At 64.8% G+C, this 14,879-nt stretch carries 16 protein-coding genes and 1 pseudogene; 5 read left to right on the top strand and 12 right to left on the bottom strand.

What is annotated here, in order from left to right; all coding sequences use genetic code 11:
* Positions 1-1,025: class I adenylate-forming enzyme family protein (locus WBF82_RS07945; protein ID WP_424382501.1), on the bottom strand; the 1,025-nt coding region annotated here is incomplete at its 3' end.
* Between the two features lie 337 nt (positions 1,026-1,362).
* Here WBF82_RS07945 and WBF82_RS07940 point away from each other — a divergent pair.
* Both WBF82_RS07940 and WBF82_RS07935 read left to right on the top strand, forming a co-directional pair.
* Positions 1,363-1,605 carry a CDGP domain-containing protein gene (locus tag WBF82_RS07940; RefSeq protein ID WP_424382499.1) on the top strand — a complete coding sequence of 81 codons (243 nt, stop codon included), beginning with the start codon at positions 1,363-1,365 and terminating at the stop codon, positions 1,603-1,605.
* A gap of 31 nt (positions 1,606-1,636) precedes the next feature.
* A complete protein-coding gene (locus WBF82_RS07935; RefSeq protein ID WP_424382498.1) occupies positions 1,637-1,927 on the top strand; it encodes a CDGP domain-containing protein in 291 nt (96 codons plus the stop codon).
* A 173-nt stretch (positions 1,928-2,100) separates the two neighbouring features.
* Here the strand turns inward: WBF82_RS07935 and WBF82_RS07930 are convergent, their stop codons facing one another.
* Genes WBF82_RS07930 through dapB form a run of 3 tightly spaced genes read right to left on the bottom strand, consistent with a single transcriptional unit; the run spans position 2,101 to position 3,766 of the window.
* Positions 2,101-2,556: a flavodoxin family protein gene (locus WBF82_RS07930; protein WP_424382497.1), complete on the bottom strand. Its 456-nt coding sequence runs from the start codon at positions 2,554-2,556 to the stop codon at positions 2,101-2,103.
* Positions 2,553-3,032 (bottom strand): hypothetical protein, encoded by a 480-nt coding sequence (locus WBF82_RS07925; RefSeq protein ID WP_424382496.1) that lies wholly within the window; start codon positions 3,030-3,032, stop codon positions 2,553-2,555. Before WBF82_RS07925 ends, WBF82_RS07930 begins: the two co-directional genes overlap by 4 nt.
* Positions 3,029-3,766 (bottom strand): 4-hydroxy-tetrahydrodipicolinate reductase, encoded by a 738-nt coding sequence (gene dapB, locus WBF82_RS07920; protein WP_424382495.1) that lies wholly within the window; start codon positions 3,764-3,766, stop codon positions 3,029-3,031. The genes WBF82_RS07925 and dapB overlap by 4 nt, the downstream gene beginning before the upstream one ends.
* 537 nt (positions 3,767-4,303) lie before the next feature.
* Between dapB and WBF82_RS07915 the strand changes: the two genes are divergently transcribed.
* Positions 4,304-4,693 carry a DUF4189 domain-containing protein gene (locus WBF82_RS07915; protein ID WP_424382494.1) on the top strand — a complete coding sequence of 130 codons (390 nt, stop codon included), beginning with the start codon at positions 4,304-4,306 and terminating at the stop codon, positions 4,691-4,693.
* A gap of 35 nt (positions 4,694-4,728) precedes the next feature.
* Here the strand turns inward: WBF82_RS07915 and WBF82_RS07910 are convergent, their stop codons facing one another.
* From WBF82_RS07910 to WBF82_RS07890, 5 genes and pseudogenes are all read right to left on the bottom strand, one after another.
* A complete protein-coding gene (locus WBF82_RS07910; protein ID WP_424382493.1) occupies positions 4,729-5,802 on the bottom strand; it encodes a PDR/VanB family oxidoreductase in 1,074 nt (357 codons plus the stop codon).
* Between the two features lie 10 nt (positions 5,803-5,812).
* Positions 5,813-7,564 carry an SDR family oxidoreductase gene (locus WBF82_RS07905; protein WP_424382492.1) on the bottom strand — a complete coding sequence of 584 codons (1,752 nt, stop codon included), beginning with the start codon at positions 7,562-7,564 and terminating at the stop codon, positions 5,813-5,815.
* A pseudogene (locus WBF82_RS07900) lies at positions 7,554-7,643 on the bottom strand (hypothetical protein); the annotation flags it as partial. The gene WBF82_RS07905 and the pseudogene WBF82_RS07900, both read right to left, overlap by 11 nt.
* Positions 7,644-7,663: 20 nt before the next feature.
* On the bottom strand, positions 7,664-8,584 hold the full coding sequence (locus tag WBF82_RS07895) for a metal-dependent hydrolase (protein WP_424382500.1): 921 nt from the start codon (positions 8,582-8,584) through the stop codon (positions 7,664-7,666).
* A gap of 120 nt (positions 8,585-8,704) precedes the next feature.
* Positions 8,705-9,220 carry an Lrp/AsnC family transcriptional regulator gene (locus WBF82_RS07890; RefSeq protein ID WP_424382491.1) on the bottom strand — a complete coding sequence of 172 codons (516 nt, stop codon included), beginning with the start codon at positions 9,218-9,220 and terminating at the stop codon, positions 8,705-8,707.
* Positions 9,221-9,287: 67 nt separating this feature from the next.
* On the opposite strand from WBF82_RS07890, the gene ald reads away from it, so the two are divergent.
* Positions 9,288-10,403, top strand: coding sequence for an alanine dehydrogenase (gene ald / locus WBF82_RS07885; RefSeq protein WP_424382490.1), 1,116 nt, complete (start codon positions 9,288-9,290; stop codon positions 10,401-10,403).
* 28 nt (positions 10,404-10,431) lie between these two features.
* Positions 10,432-11,868, top strand: a complete 1,437-nt coding sequence (locus WBF82_RS07880; protein ID WP_424382489.1) for an amidase — start codon at positions 10,432-10,434, stop codon at positions 11,866-11,868.
* A 5-nt stretch (positions 11,869-11,873) separates the two neighbouring features.
* Here the strand turns inward: WBF82_RS07880 and WBF82_RS07875 are convergent, their stop codons facing one another.
* From WBF82_RS07875 to WBF82_RS07865, 3 genes are all read right to left on the bottom strand, one after another.
* Entirely contained in the window at positions 11,874-12,896 is a 1,023-nt protein-coding gene (locus WBF82_RS07875; protein WP_424382488.1) for a nitronate monooxygenase, read from the bottom strand.
* Between the two features lie 4 nt (positions 12,897-12,900).
* Positions 12,901-14,253, bottom strand: coding sequence for a M16 family metallopeptidase (locus WBF82_RS07870; RefSeq protein WP_424382487.1), 1,353 nt, complete (start codon positions 14,251-14,253; stop codon positions 12,901-12,903).
* Positions 14,231-14,879: S1 RNA-binding domain-containing protein (locus WBF82_RS07865; protein WP_424382486.1), on the bottom strand; the 649-nt coding region annotated here is incomplete at its 5' end. The genes WBF82_RS07870 and WBF82_RS07865, both read right to left, overlap by 23 nt.

The raw sequence follows: 14,879 nt of genomic DNA, 5'->3' as shown, positions 1-14,879 counted from the left end.
ACAACGCCGAGATCCACCGAGGGCACGGCATAACCGACCGAGTCGGCGTGTCCGACGGTGTCGGAGTTTGGCAGCACCGTCATCAGCGACGCGGTTTCGGTCATGCCGTAGCCGTTGAACACGGCGGCCTGCGGGAAAGCAACCTGCACGGCCTTGACCAACGACGGCGCGATCGGCGCACCGCCATACCCGACCCAGCGCACAGCAGACATGTCGGCGTCACCGAAGTCGCTGTGCCGCAATAACAATGCGTAGACAGCGGGAACGGTCACCATGGATGAGATCCGCTCGTCAGCCAGTGTCTTGATCAACTGTGTGAGATCCAGCGCGGGCATGATCACAGACGTCCCGCCCACGTAGGCCGCAGTGAGCAATTGCGAGTTGCAGCCGGTGACATGGAAGAGCGGCACCGAGATCAGCGTGCGGAAGTCCTCAGCGATGTCCCGCTCGGGGCCCACGCAGCGCAGCATGTTCTCGGCGTTGGTCAAGAACGCCTCGTGGGTGGTCGGAACGCCTTTGGGCCGGCCGGTGGTGCCAGAGGTGTAAAAGATCGCGGCGATGTCAGCGGCATCGAGCCCTTGCGCCACATAGGGGTCGCCGTCGGGCAGCGGTGCGTCGGCGGCCAAATCCGCTCGCGCGCCCGCATCGGAGAGCACGAACGCGACCTCCGGTTCGGCCGATCGAGTGTTCACCGGCACCGCCACGCCGCCAGCCATCACGGTGCCCCAGAACGCCAACACCCAGTTGATGCCCGCCGGGTACCGCACCGCGACCCGCTCACCTGGTTGTAGACCGCCCGCCCGCAAACCGCCAGCCACTCGCGCGGCGGCGTCCCACAACTGTTGGTAAGTCAAGCGTTGGACGCCGAGTTCGGTGACCGCTTCACTATTGGGCCTTTTGGCGACATGCTCGGCGAGCATGTCCAGCAGCGTCGCCGGCAGATTGTCGTAACGCGGAACGCCATCGCGGTCCCGGGAGACACCCGTGATCGGGAACGGGTTAGCACCGCGCGGAATCTCGGTCACCCTGCCCGGCGACGATGCGGGCCGCGAAGCGGCCCAAGGAGAAGCCGGGCCATCCGGCATGTGCGTCACGTACGGTCCTCCATCAACGTCGCAGTCAGCGTATGGCCGGGCCGCCTCGTGGTCGAGGCTCGGGTCCTAAATCGCGGGATAACCGCTCGGACGCCGCGCCTGCGCACTTGCTCAACAGGGTGGCGACCGTGACTGCGGCTGGGCGGCTCAGCAAACTTCGGGCAAACTCAGCAAACGCGGTCCACATAACCAGTAAGTTCATTGCCAGCGCGACGTAAAGGGGTGAGCCATCAAGCAATACATCTTCGCAGGATGGACCGTCGCGGTGATGGCCTTCGGCCTGATCGGCTCAGCGCCCCCCGCCAGCGCTGGCCGCCAATACGGGGAGATCTCTGTTAGCAAACGCGACGGACCCAGCCCGGCTGACCGTACTTGGCAACGCTGCGTGGTCTGGAATTCGTCCAACAACGACAGTTACAGCCGGACCGACAGGCGCTGCGATGTAATGGGTCCCGACCCACACCCCTGGGGTCTCGCCGTCAAGGACCCGCCGACGCACATCGACGATTGAGCCAGCACCCCTTCGAGAAAAGGAGAGGTTTATGAAGCGTTTCATCATCGGAGGATTCGCTGCCATGCTGATGGCAGGCGGGCTGACCGCCACGGCGTCCCCGGCGAGCGCAGGCTGCATCAACCCGGGATGGGCGGGGCATCCCTTTGCACAGATGTGCGACGACCCCATCGACCCCGACGGGATGTGGGAGCGCTGCTTGATGTACTACACGAACGGGATTCTGAATCCCGCTGAGACCGACTGCTACACCATGAGCGCCAACGATCCACCCAAGGGCGACCCCATATTGAGCAGCGTGCCAACGCATATCGACCCATAGGTCAGGGCGAAGGTCGACTCACGACTGGCGCAAACCTCGGCTCCCCGAACGACTTTGGCCGCGCCGCGTCTAAAGCGGCCGCACACCGGGTGCGGAGCGACCACGCGCTGACGCAGATAGCCGGCAGGCTCATGACGTTCAGAATGCTCCCCGCGGTTAAGAAAAAGTGAGGGTCATTCCATCAGCGTCGCGGCGAGCGTGCCTCCTAGTTCATAAGCACGCTCTCGGACTCCGGCGTCGATTGCGCCGGTGATCTCCAGTGCGTCGGCGGCTTTGGCCAGTGCCATTCCGGTGGCCACCTTTTCAACCGCAGTCGCCGCACCGACGGTGTCGTTGTTGCCGTGTACCCAGAGGCCGTAGGGGCGGCCCGCCACATGATCCAAACTCGGGTAGTACACGGTGTCGAAGAAGTGCTTGAGCGCCCCGGACATGTAACCGAGATTGGCTGTAGTGCCGAACAAATAGCCGTCCCCGTTGAGCATGTCGGGCACGGTCGCCGCAAGGGCCGGCCGCACCACCACGTCCACCCCGTCGATCTCGGGGTCGTTGGCTCCCGAGAGCACGGCTTCGAGCAACTCGCGGGTTGCCGGTGACGGGGTGTGGTGAATTACCAATAGCGTCTTGCTCATTCGCGACCCTGCATTTCTCGGTGTAACTCTAAGGCTGTCCTCATCGTTTCCCGCGCGCGGCCGCGATCCCCGGCATAGTCGTAGGCGCGCGCCAGCCGGTACCAGCGCCGCCAGTCTTGCGGGTCGTCGTCCAACTCGGTACGGACCGTGTCGAAAAGGGCGTCGGCGGCGTCGCGCTCGATGCGCCCGGACGGCCGTCGCGGCAACGCGCTCACGTCGAGCTCCATCCCTTCTTCGGCGACGAGCCGGGCCAGCTTCTGGTGGGCGAAGCCAGCGCGCAAAGTGGCGATCATCGCCCAGAGACCGATGGCCGGCAAGATCAACAGCGCGATACCCAAGACGACAGCGACCGCATGCCCGGAGGCGATCATCAGCACGGCGGTCCGACCGAGCAACGCGAGATACACCAGCAGCGCCGCGCACATGAACGCGATCATCAGCTGAAGGCGCACATTGCGCCTGGGCGTGCTGGTCATTGCAGGTTAAGCAGAGATTCAATTCCCACCGTCAGGCCCTGATGGTCGGCGACCCGGCGTACCGCCAGCAGCACGCCGGGCACGAACGAGGTGCGATCGATGCTGTCGTGGCGGATTGTGAGGGTCTCCCCCGCGGTGCCGAACAACACTTCCTGATGCGCCACCAGCCCGGCCAGCCGGACCGAGTGAACCGGGACACCGTCGACATCGGCGCCTCGGGCGCCCGGCAAGCTTGTGGTGGTGGCATCTGGGTTGGGCGGCAACTCTTTTCGAGTCTCGGCGATCAACGCGGCCGTGCGGGCCGCGGTTCCCGATGGGGCGTCCGCCTTGTGCGGATGATGCAGTTCGATGACCTCGACCGACTCGTAGAAGGGCGCAGCCTGCTTGGCGAAATGCATGGAAAGCACCGCCCCGATCGCAAAGTTGGGGGCGATCAGCACCGAGACACCCGGTTTGGCAGCCAGCCACGCCCGCACCTGTTGCAGCCGTTCGTCGGTGAAGCCGGTGGTTCCGACGACAGCGTGAATCCCGTTGTCGATCAGGAACTTCAGATTCTCCATTACGACATCGGGATGGGTGAAGTCGATGACGACCTCGGTTTTGTTGTCGGTCAGCAGGCTCAGTGAGTCTCCGGCGTCGACCTCCGCGGACAAGCTCATGTCCTCGGCATCCTGTACCGCCTGGACCATCGTCGCGCCGACTTTGCCCCTCGATCCCAACACCGCTACCCGCATGACTTGTAGCCTAGCCCGGGCTCTGGCAGTCCCCGATTCATGCACAGTCCGGTGCTCCACAACCGGCACTTACCGGATCCGCCGCCCCGGCAACGTCTCGAGGTGGCAGCTACCTCTGCGCCGAGAGCCGGCGTACTCGACCGGTCAGCAAACGATAGGTAGTTGGCCAGGGTGCGACGACGCTTAAGCTTTGCCAAGTCGTTATTCCCGCTGTTCAGTCCTATTTTATGATTTGCCGACCCGCTGCGTGCGGGGTTTTGGCCTAGCATCATGACCCCCATGTACTCGGCGAGATGCGTTGCATTGAAACGGGTTATCTGCTGCGGATCCGGTGATTGCGGCCCGATGTAGCGGGTCCAGGTACAAAGCGGCCCAGTCGGGCGCGACACCGTCGCTGTGAAAACGCGAAGAACCACTTGTCAGCGCGACACCGTCGCCGCGAAAAAGGAGTTATCAGCCACTGGATTGTTGAAAAGCCCTCCCTCAGGAGGTTCACAGGCGCTTAATAGGTTGTCTGGCTTAGAAAGGAGTCCAAACATGCTCAAAGCCATAATCACGGCTGCGCTACTACCAGCGGCAGGGTTGCTGATCGCGCCGCCAGCCAATGCTGCACCCAGCGGAGACGCCTGGGCAGCAATCGCCTACTCGACGACAACCGGCAAAGCCCGCTTGGAGTACAACGCGTCTAGCCAACTCGAAGCCCAAAACGATGCCGTGTCGGGGTGCAACAACCTCGCCAAGGACAACAGCTGCAAGGTGGTGGCCTTCTCCAACCACTGCGTGAGCCTGGCCACCGATCCCGACCCCACAAACAATGCGGGCTACGCCGGCGGTCACGGGGATACGCTGGCGGCAGCCGACGCCGACGCGATGAGTGGAGCCGAGTCCGACTGGACCATCGAAGGACACGGCTGCAACACGGGCTAACCTGATTGCGACGCCTCGCGACGCAGAACGCATCCTCAGGCGTCGATCACCACACGACCGCCGCTAGCACGGGATACGCACACAAGCATCTCGTCATCGGCCTCTGCCGTGCGGCCGCGGCGGTCGACCTGTCCGCTAAGCACTTTGACCTTGCACGTGCCGCAAAATCCTTGCCGGCAGGAATATGCGGTCGTCGGATCCTCATCGAGCATGACGTCGAGCGCCGAGCGATTGGCAGCAACGTCGAACACCCGCTGAGATCGCGCAAGTTCCAATTGAAACGGGATGCCGTCGACGACGGGTGGCGGACTGAATCGCTCGTAGTGCAGCGGCGCGTTCGTGCGCGCGTCGCGGGCGATGCGCACCGACTCCAACATCGGCGTCGGCCCACACACGTACACCGCGGACATCGGTCCGGCGTCGATCAGCAATTCGTCGGCGGTAGCGAACCGCCCCCGCTCGTCGTCGGCCCATACCGTGACCCTGTCGGGGTCCACCGACACCACCTCATCGAGCAGCGGCATGTATTGCCGGCTACTGCCGGCATAGACTGCGCGCCAATCGATTCCGCGCTGCTGCGCCGCGCGTATCATCGGCAGAATGGGTGTCACGCCGATTCCGCCGATGACGAACAGCACATCATGCTCGTGGCCGCCGAGATAAAAGGCGTTGCGCGGGCCTTCGAAGACCAGCGAGTCGCCGACCTCGAATGCGTCGTGCATCTCGATCGAGCCGCCGCCGCCATCAGCGATGCGGCGTATCGCGATGCGGTAGTTGGTCCGGCGTCCGGGCGGACCGCACAGCGAGTATTGGCGACGACGGCCCGACGGCAGCTGGACGTCGATGTGCCCGCCAGGCGTCCAGGACGGAAGCAATCCGCCGTCCGGGTCGGCCAGCGTCAATGCGACCACATCCGGTGCGACGAGCTCGCGTTGGGTGACGACGGCGGTGCGCGTCCGCCCCACCGGAACTACCCGCGACGGCTTCCATCGAGTCGCCGACGCGAACCCGCCGAGCACCACGCCAAGACCCCACAACGCCGTGTAGAGACGATCTCGCTTGCGGCGACCGTAGATATCGGCGGGCCGGCTGGCCCAGATCGATTGCATCACAACAGCCTTACCTTTGCCGAAGGTCATAGCGCGCGAACAACCGGACCAGCGAGGGACTGATACGGCGCAGCGCGTAGCCGACCCGGGATTCAGCGGCGATCGGTAACACGGGCGGGCCCGTTTTCACGGCCTTGACGATCGCCTTGGCGGTGGCCTCCGGCGTGTAATTGCGACGACGGTACACGGCGTCTGCCTTGTTGCGGGCGCGCTCCTGCTGGTCGGCCGACATCCCGGCGTAAACGGTGCTTTTGGCGATATTCGTGTTGACGAACCCGGGACACACCGCCGTGACGGTGATGCCTTCATCGGCCAGATCGGCGCGCAATGATTCGCTGAACGCCAGCACCGCCGCCTTCGTCGTGCCGTAGGCGATCATCGACTTCGACGGCAGGAACGCCGCGGCCGACGACACGTTGATGATGGTTCCGCCCTGGCCGCGCTCGACCATCTGCGTGCCGAACGCGCGACTTCCGTTGAGCACGCCGCGCAGGTTCACCGCCAAGATGTTGTCCCAATGTGCAGGTGTCGTCTCGAGGAACCGACCCGCCATCCCGATGCCGGCGTTGTTCACCAGGATGTCCACCACGCCGTGCTCGTCGTTGACTTGTGCGGCAAGCGTATTCATCGCGGTGTCGTCGCCGACGTCGGCCTGATAAACGGCGGCATCGCTGCCGGCATCCTCCACGGCAGCCGCGGTCTCCTTCGCCGCATCCAGATCGCGGTCGACGATCACCACAGTTCGGGCGCCTTTGCGGGCCAGTTCGATCGCGGTGGCCCGGCCTATCCCGGCGCCCGCCCCGGTCACCAAGGCGAGCTTGCCGCGCACGTCACGGCGCCCGGTGCCCACCACAGATGTGCTCGGCGCCGCCGCGCCGCTGACGACGCGGTCAATCCATTCGCTGGCCAGCCGGGCGATAACGTCAGGACGCGAGGTCACCACCCAATGCCCGCCTTCGATCGGAACGACTCTGCCCCGGGGCGGGATTGAGCCGGTGAACCGTTGCAGCGCGGGAGTGACGAAGAGGTCCATCCGAGGCACCAACTGCTGGACCGGAACGTTGGTATGGGGCAGTTGCGCGCCGGGGGCCAGAAACGGACCGGGCATGTTGGCCCGGTACAGGTTGAGACCGTTGACGTAGTCGCCCGTTGACCGTACTGGCGCAGCGTCCTGGGTCCGGGTGCTGGAGTTGCCGATACGCCCAAACGCCTCAATGACTTTCACGCCTAACCCGGACCGAATCATCAGTTCCGGTAGGCCGGGACACAGAAAGAACCAGATATATCCCGACGCCATGAACTGCCTGACCACGTCAAAGACGCCGCGCGGACTGCGCGCTGACCGCAAGAACTTGCCCGCATAGTTCAAATGCGGACCCGAAATCGACGTGAACGACGCGATCTTGCTCATCACTGCATCGTCGGTCACCGCGGCCCAGCCCTGAATCGAGCCCCAATCGTGGGCCAGCAAGTGCACCCGGCCAACGCCCAAGCTGTCGATCACCGAACTGACATCCGAAATCAGTTGGGGGAAGCGGTAACCCGACCGGGCCGACGGGCGATCCGATTCGCCGGCGCCACGCACGTCGTACGCGACGAAGTTGTATCGGCCTTCGAGATGGGCGGCAACGCCGTCCCACAGGTGGTGATTGTCCGGATAGCCATGAATCGCCAATACGGTCGGCCGCTTCGGGTCGATCTCTGTATAGGCGTGTACGGCCAGCGTGACGCCGTCGGACGCGGTCACTGGGCTAATGCTCATGGCGCCGCTCCTCCTCATCGCTTCGTCCCCCTCGCCGCTCCGCGGCTGGGGGTGCCCCCACTGCATCGTCGCCGGCGCGGGTCATCGATTCCTCTCCGCTCAATGGGAGGCGCGGGCGGCGGGCGAGACGGCAAGGTAATCGACGGCCCGCTCGACCCCGCCCAGCTGTGACGGATGGAAATTCGGCTTGTAGTAGGAGCCGATAACCCGGATGAACCGCAGCGGCCCAGGCACCAGGCCACGTCGCGCGGCGTTGAAGTAATCCCGCCAGCGCGCTTTGGTTCCCGGCGCCACTTGCGGGTCCACCGAGTACATGAACCGAACCCCGCGCACCCACATCAGCAGCATCATCGGCGTGACCACCAACTGGGTACGCACCTGCCGGAAGTACCCGGCCCGTAGATGCTTCATCACGTCGAAGGCGACGGCCTTGTGCTCGACTTCCTCGGCACCATGCCAGCGAAGCATATCCAGCATCACCGGGTCGGTGCCGATCGCGTCGTGCTGGGGGGTATCCAAAATCCACTCGCCCAAGATCGCCGTGTAATGCTCGACCGCCGCCACGATCGCCACCTGCTCGAGCAACCAGCTGCGCCGCCGTCGAAGACTCCAGCCGGGTCGGTCACCGATCAGCTTTGCGAAGAGCCAATCGATTTGGTCGGTATACGGTTTCACATCGACGTCGTTGGCCGCGAAGTAATCCAGCACACCGGAGTGTGCTTGGGAATGCATCGCCTCCTGGCCGATGAATCCCTGTACGTCCAGCCGCAATTGGTCGTCCTTGATCAGCGGCAGGCACTTTTTGAACACGTCGACGAAGAACTCTTCGCCCGCGGGCAGCAGCAGGTGCAGGACATTGAAGACGTGGGTGGCAAACGGCTCACCCGGCACGTAGTGGAAGGGCAGCTTGGCCCAGTCGAACTCGACGTCGCGCGCTTCGAGGACCAGTCGTTCGTAATCGGCCGGCGCTCCCCGCCGTGACAGGTGCGGACCGACAGCATCGTCGTTGACCGTAAACATCATGCATCCCTGCCTTGCTTTACAAATCGAGCCTAATGTCTAAAGTTCGTTCTTCGCAGCAGCATACCCGGTACCCCCGGTATCGGGAATCCCCTGGCTAGCGGCCAGGTCAGCGCACATTTAGATCGGAGCCGCGCCCCGCAGGCGCTCGAAGATCAGCGACGTCTGAGTGCCCGCCACGTCGGCGTCGGCGTTGAGGTTTTCGACGACGAATGAGCGCAGGTCCTCGGTGTCACGCGCGGCTACGTGCAGGATGAAATCGTCGGCTCCGGCAAGAAAGTACACGTCCATCACCTGGGGTTTGCGCCGAATCTGCTGAATGAAATCGCGAATCTTGCCGCGCGCGTGGGACTGCAGGCTCACGGAGATCATCGCCTGCAGCGGCAATCCCACCGCGACCGGGTCGATGTCGGCGTAAAAGCCGCGGATGACGCCCAACTCCACCAACCTGCGAACACGTCCGTGACAGGTCGACGCGGCGATATCGAGTTCGGCCGCCAGCGCACTGTTGGTGATGCGGGCGTCGGCGTGCAGCAGGCTCAAAATTCTGCGGTCCATCTGGTCAAGGACGGCAGGCCGAAGATCCTTCGATGCCACCCCGGTAGACCCGCCGCTTTCCGTTTTCTCTACGGGCATACCGTAATTCTATAGATATATCTTCGTCTTCTTTGAATAGTTGCCGAACTTTCTTCAGAATTGAGATATGCGCGTCGGAATTCCCACAGAGACCAAAAACAACGAGTTCCGAGTGGCGATCACGCCGTCCGGCGTCATCGAACTAACCCGCCGCGGTCACGAGGTGTTGGTCCAGGCCGGTGCCGGAGAGGGTTCAGCACTCACCGACGGCGATTTCAAGGCCGCGGGCGCGCAACTGATCGCCACAGCGGACGAGGTGTGGGCCGAGGCCGAGCTGTTGCTCAAGGTCAAGGAACCGACACCGATCGAATACGCCCGGCTGCGGCGCGGGCAGACGTTGTTCACCTACCTGCACTTGGCTGCCTCTCAGGCCTGCACCGAAGCACTATTGGCTTCGGAAACCACATCGATCGCCTACGAGACCGTGCAGGCCGCCGACGGCTCGTTGCCGCTGCTGGCCCCGATGAGCGAAGTCGCCGGCCGGCTGTCGGCCCAGGTCGGTGCCTATCACCTGATGCGCACCCACGGCGGGCGCGGCGCGCTGATGGGCGGGGTGCCCGGCGTCGAGCCGGCCAAGGTCGTCGTGATCGGGGGCGGCACCGCCGGCCACAACGCCGCCCGGGTCGCCGACGGGATGGGCGCAACGGTCACGGTGCTCGACGTCAACATCAACAGACTGCGCGAGCTCGACACGGTGTTCGGCGGGCGGGTGCAGACTCGCTACTCGACCGCCTTGGAACTTGAGCAAGCGGTAAAAGACGCCGATCTGGTCATCGGCGCTGTGCTGCTGCCGGGTGCCAAGGCGCCTAAATTGGTCTCGAATTCGCTTGTCGCGCATATGAAGCCTGGGGCGGTGCTGGTTGACATCGCCGTCGACCAAGGCGGTTGCTTTGACGATTCACATCCGACCACCCACGACGACCCGACGTTCGCCGTCTACGACACGCTGTTCTATTGCGTGGCGAACATGCCGGCCGCGGTGCCAACAACGTCGACGTTCGCATTGACCAATGCCACCATGCCCTACGTCATCGAACTCGCCGACCGCGGCTGGAAGGCGGCCTGCCGCTCGAACTCCGCACTCGCCAAAGGACTTTCGACGCACGACGGAGCGCTGCTGGCCCAGCGCGTTGCCGCTGACTTGGGGCTGGCGTTCACCGAACCGGCGGACGTGCTGGCCTGACGGGTAAGTCGCGTGCTACACAGACCGCGTGAGTTCACTCGCCGATGACACCCGTTGGATGGATGCGGTCGACCAAGCCGTCTTGGTGCGAAAGGGTCAGGTGACGCCGCTCGAGTTGCTCGAAGCCGCCATCGAGCGCATCGAGCGCATCGATCCCGTCCTCAACGCCGTCGTAATACGCTGGTTCGATCATGCCCGCGACACGGCCCGAGCGCAGTTGCCCGACGGGCCGTTTCGTGGTGTGCCGTTCCTGATCAAGGACCTGTTCGCCGGCTACGCCGGCCAACGCATCAGCAACGGCAACGTTGCGCTGAAAAACGCGAAGGTGATCTCGGACGCCGACACCACCTTGGTCAGCCGCTACCGCAGTGCCGGTTTGGTGATCGCAGGCCGCACCAACAGTCCCGAACTCGGCAGCGTGCCGACCACCGAGCCGCTCGCCTGGGGCGCGACTCACAACCCGTGGGACATCACTCGCTCGCCCGGCGGATCGAGCGGTGGCGCAGCGGCCGCCGTCGCCAGTGGCATGGTCCCGTTCGCACACGCCAGCGATGGCGGCGGCTCGATCCGAATCCCGGCCTCGTGTTGCGGGCTGGTCGGCATGAAGCCAAGCCAGGGCAGGATCTCACTTGGCCCGATCCGCGACGAATCCGCGCTGTCGGTTGAGCTTTGCGTGAGCCGTACCGTGCGCGACACGGCGACGCTGCTCGACGCCGTTCGGGGACCCGCGGTCGGTGACACCGTGATCGCGCCCGCTCCTGCCCGCCCCTATGTAGACGAGGTGGGCGCAGACCCGGGGCGGTTACGCATCGGCCTGCTCGACCACCATCCGCAAGGAGGCACCGTCGCACCCGAGTGCACAGCGGCCGCACGGTCCGTCGCAACGCTGCTGGAATCGTTCGGCCATACCGTCGAAGAAGCATGGCCGGCAGCTCTCGAGGATCCGGCGGTTATATCGCGCTTCGGCGCCCTGTGGAGCACGAACATCGGCCTCAGCTTGCGACGGTTCGAAGAACAGCTCGGACGCCCCCTCGCCGACGACGAGTTCGAATCCATGAACCGCATCCAGGCCGTCTACGGCGCACACCTCAGCGCGGTCGACTATGCGCTTGCGCTATCGGCCACCAGCCGGTTCCGCCGCGCACTGCAAGTCTGGTGGGCTGATGGCTGGGATCTATTGCTGACCCCGACGGTGGCTGAGCTTCCACTGCCGCTCGGCACCATCGTCAACAACCCCGATCACCCGATGGACGCGATGGCACGCTCGGGCGAGTTCATTCCCTTCACCCCGCCCTACAACATGAGCGGGCAGCCCGCGATCAACGTGCCGGTCGAATGGACCGACTCTGACCTGCCGATCGGGGTGCAGCTGGTAGCCGCCTACGGGCGCGAAGACGTCCTGCTGCGGGTGGCCAGCCAGTTGGAAGTCGCTAAGCCGTGGGCACAGCGCAAGCCGCAGGTCTGATCGTCTTACACGTCGCCGAGGGTCTTGATGATGTCGTCAGCCGGCCCGGTGCGCGCGGCCCGGTAAGCCGTTCCCGCCCACAGGTTGGTGCCGTGCGGGTCCTCCAGCGCGACCGAGGCCTTGCGGATCGGTGCGGTCATCTGGTTGACCTCGGGATAACCAAGCGGCGCCACTTCGTCGAGCAACCGGGTGAAGTCGTTTTCCAAGCCGCGCGCATACCGGCCCGAAAATGCCCGCGTGACAATGGTTTTGATGAACTCCGGATGTTGCAGCGCGGCGCGGTGTGCGGCGTTGGTGCCCGCTTCGTCGGACAGCAGCAGCGCGGTGCCGATTTGGGCGGCCACCGCTCCCCGGTTAATCACGGCGGCGACGTCCTCGGGGGTGCCGAGTCCGCCGGCTGCGATCAGCGGGACGTTGTGCGCGCTGCGGATCCGCGCAAGCAACTCGTGCAACGACTCCTGACCGGGGTCCATATCCGGCGCGAAGGTGCCGCGGTGACCGCCGGCGTCCGGGCCCTGGACGATCAAACCGTCCGCTCCGGCGGCAAGCGCCACCCCGGCCTCGTAAGTCGATGTGACGGTGTTGAAAAGCAGCATCCCCAGCGCGCCGAACCACCGCATCACATCCGGTGGCGGCGCACCGAAGGTGAACGACACCATCTCGGGCCGTAAATCGGCCACTACTTCGAGTTTTTGCTGCCAACCGTCGTCGTCGCCAAACCGAGGGTGACCGATCTCGACTTCGTAATGCTCGGCAATCTCGTCGAGCGCGTCCGCGTAGTGGTCCAGAGCGTAGACGTCGGCGACACTGGGTTGCGGCACAAACAGATTGACGCCCAGCGGACCGGTGGTCGCGGCGCGTGCGGCCGCGATGTCGTCCGCGAGGCGCTCCGCACTCACATAGCCACTGGCCAGAAAACCGAAGCCTCCGGCATTGGACACCGCCGCCGCCAGCGCGGGCGTGCCGGGGCCACCCGCCATCGGCGCCCCCACGATTGGCACATCGAGATCCCAGAACCCCAGTACCACGGTGCTACCCTGCTATCGCTCGAAGCTGTTGGGGTAGAGACTTTTTCGACTGATGCGGCCCAAGGACGGCCACACCGTAGGGCTTGCCCAACAGTAGGTGGGCTGCCGCATTAACCTGGTCCACGGTGACCTCGTCGAGCTCCTGCAGCGTGCGGTCGATAGTTTGATGCTCAGCGTAGTTGAGTTCACTACGGCCGATGCGGTTCATCCGCGAATTGGAGTCCTCCAGGCCGAGCACCAGCCCGCCGCGCAGCGAACCCTTCGCGATCCGGCATTCCGCCTCGGTGATGCCATCGCGTGCCACCGTCTCGAGCACCTCGGTGGTCACCCGCGCTACTTCGGCGAATCGCTCGGGCAGGCAGGCGGCATAGACCGACAGCGCGCCGCTGTCGGAGAACATGTCCACCGATGAGTAAACCGAGTACGCCAGACCGCGGGATTCCCGAACCTGTTGGAACAGACGCGAACTCAAACCACCACCGAGTGCGGTGTTGAGCACCGAGAGCGCCCAGCGGTGCTTCCAGTGCCGGCCCGGCGTGCGGACTCCCAGGCAGACGTGGGTCTGCTCGGCATTGCGATTGGCCAATGTCAGGTGCGGACGACCGTTGATCCGGCCGGTGCCCTTGCGCGGCGGCAGCGGCCGGCGACCCCTGACCAAGCGCGACCCGAAATGCTCGCGGACCAACGCCACCACGTCGTCGTGATCCACATTGCCGGCCACGGCGACGATCATCCGCTCGGGTGTATAGCGCCGCGTGTGAAACGAATGCAGTTGAGCGCGCGTCATCGCCGAGACCGACTTCGCGCTGCCGATCACCGGGCGGCCCACCGGATGGTCGCCGAAGAGTGCCGTCAGGAACATGTCGCCGAGCGCGTCCTCGGGGTCGTCATCACGCATGGCGATCTCCTCGAGCACGACGTCGCGCTCGACCTCGACATCGTCGGTGGCGCAGCGTCCGTTGAGCACCACGTCAGCCACCAAGTCGACACCCAACTCCAAATCGCTGTCCAACAGATGCGCGTAGAAGCAGGTGTGCTCCTTGGCGGTGAACGCGTTCAGCTCACCACCGACCGCATCCACCGCCTGCGCGATGTCGACAGCTGTGCGCGTCGGGGTGGACTTGAACAGCAGATGCTCCAGGAAGTGCGCGGCGCCGGCCACCGTCGCGCCCTCGTCGCGCGATCCGACGCCCACCCACACACCGACCGAGGCGGAGTGCACCCCGGGCAGGTATTCGGTGACGACGCGCAAGCCCCCGGGCAGGGTGGTGCGGCGGAACGCAGTGGAAGGCTCGGCGCTGTGGCGGCCGCGTCGCAGCGGCTGCGTTCCCGGGCTAACTGCTGGCCGTCGCGGCATCGGCTTCCGAAGGCGACGTCTCCGTTGCGGCACTTGCTGTGTCACCGTTGCCGGATTCTCCGGCGTCTTCGTCCACGAGCACCAGCGAGATCTTGCCGCGCTTGTCGATGTCCGCGATCTCCACGCGCAACTTGTCGCCGACGTTGACGACGTCCTCGACCTTCGCGATGCGCTTGCCTCTGCCGAGCTTGGAGATGTGCACCAGCCCGTCGCGGCCGGGCAGCAGTGACACGAACGCACCGAAGTCGGTGGTCTTGACCACCGTTCCGAGGAACCGCTCGCCGGTCTTAGGCAGCTGCGGGTTGGCGATCGCGTTGATCCGGTCGATCGCGGCCTGCGCCGAAGGTCCGTCGATGGCGCCGACGAACACCGTGCCGTCGTCCTCGATGGAGATCTGCGCGCCGGTTTCCTCGGTGATGGCGTTGATGATCTTGCCCTTGGGGCCGATCACTTCGCCGATCTTGTCCACCGGCACCTTGATTGTGGTGACCCGTGGTGCGTACGGGCTCATCTCGTCGGGCCCGTCAATGGCCTCGGCCATCACTTCGAGAATCGTCAGGCGCGCATCTTTGGCCTGCTCGAGCGCGCCGGCCAGCACCTGCGAAGGAATCCCGTCGAGCTTGGTG

This window comes from Mycobacterium sp., from assembly GCF_049673265.1.
Lineage (GTDB): Bacteria > Actinomycetota > Actinomycetes > Mycobacteriales > Mycobacteriaceae > Mycobacterium.
The sequence above is the reverse complement of the archived record's forward strand: the minus strand, read 5'-3'. Positions and strand labels throughout refer to the sequence as shown.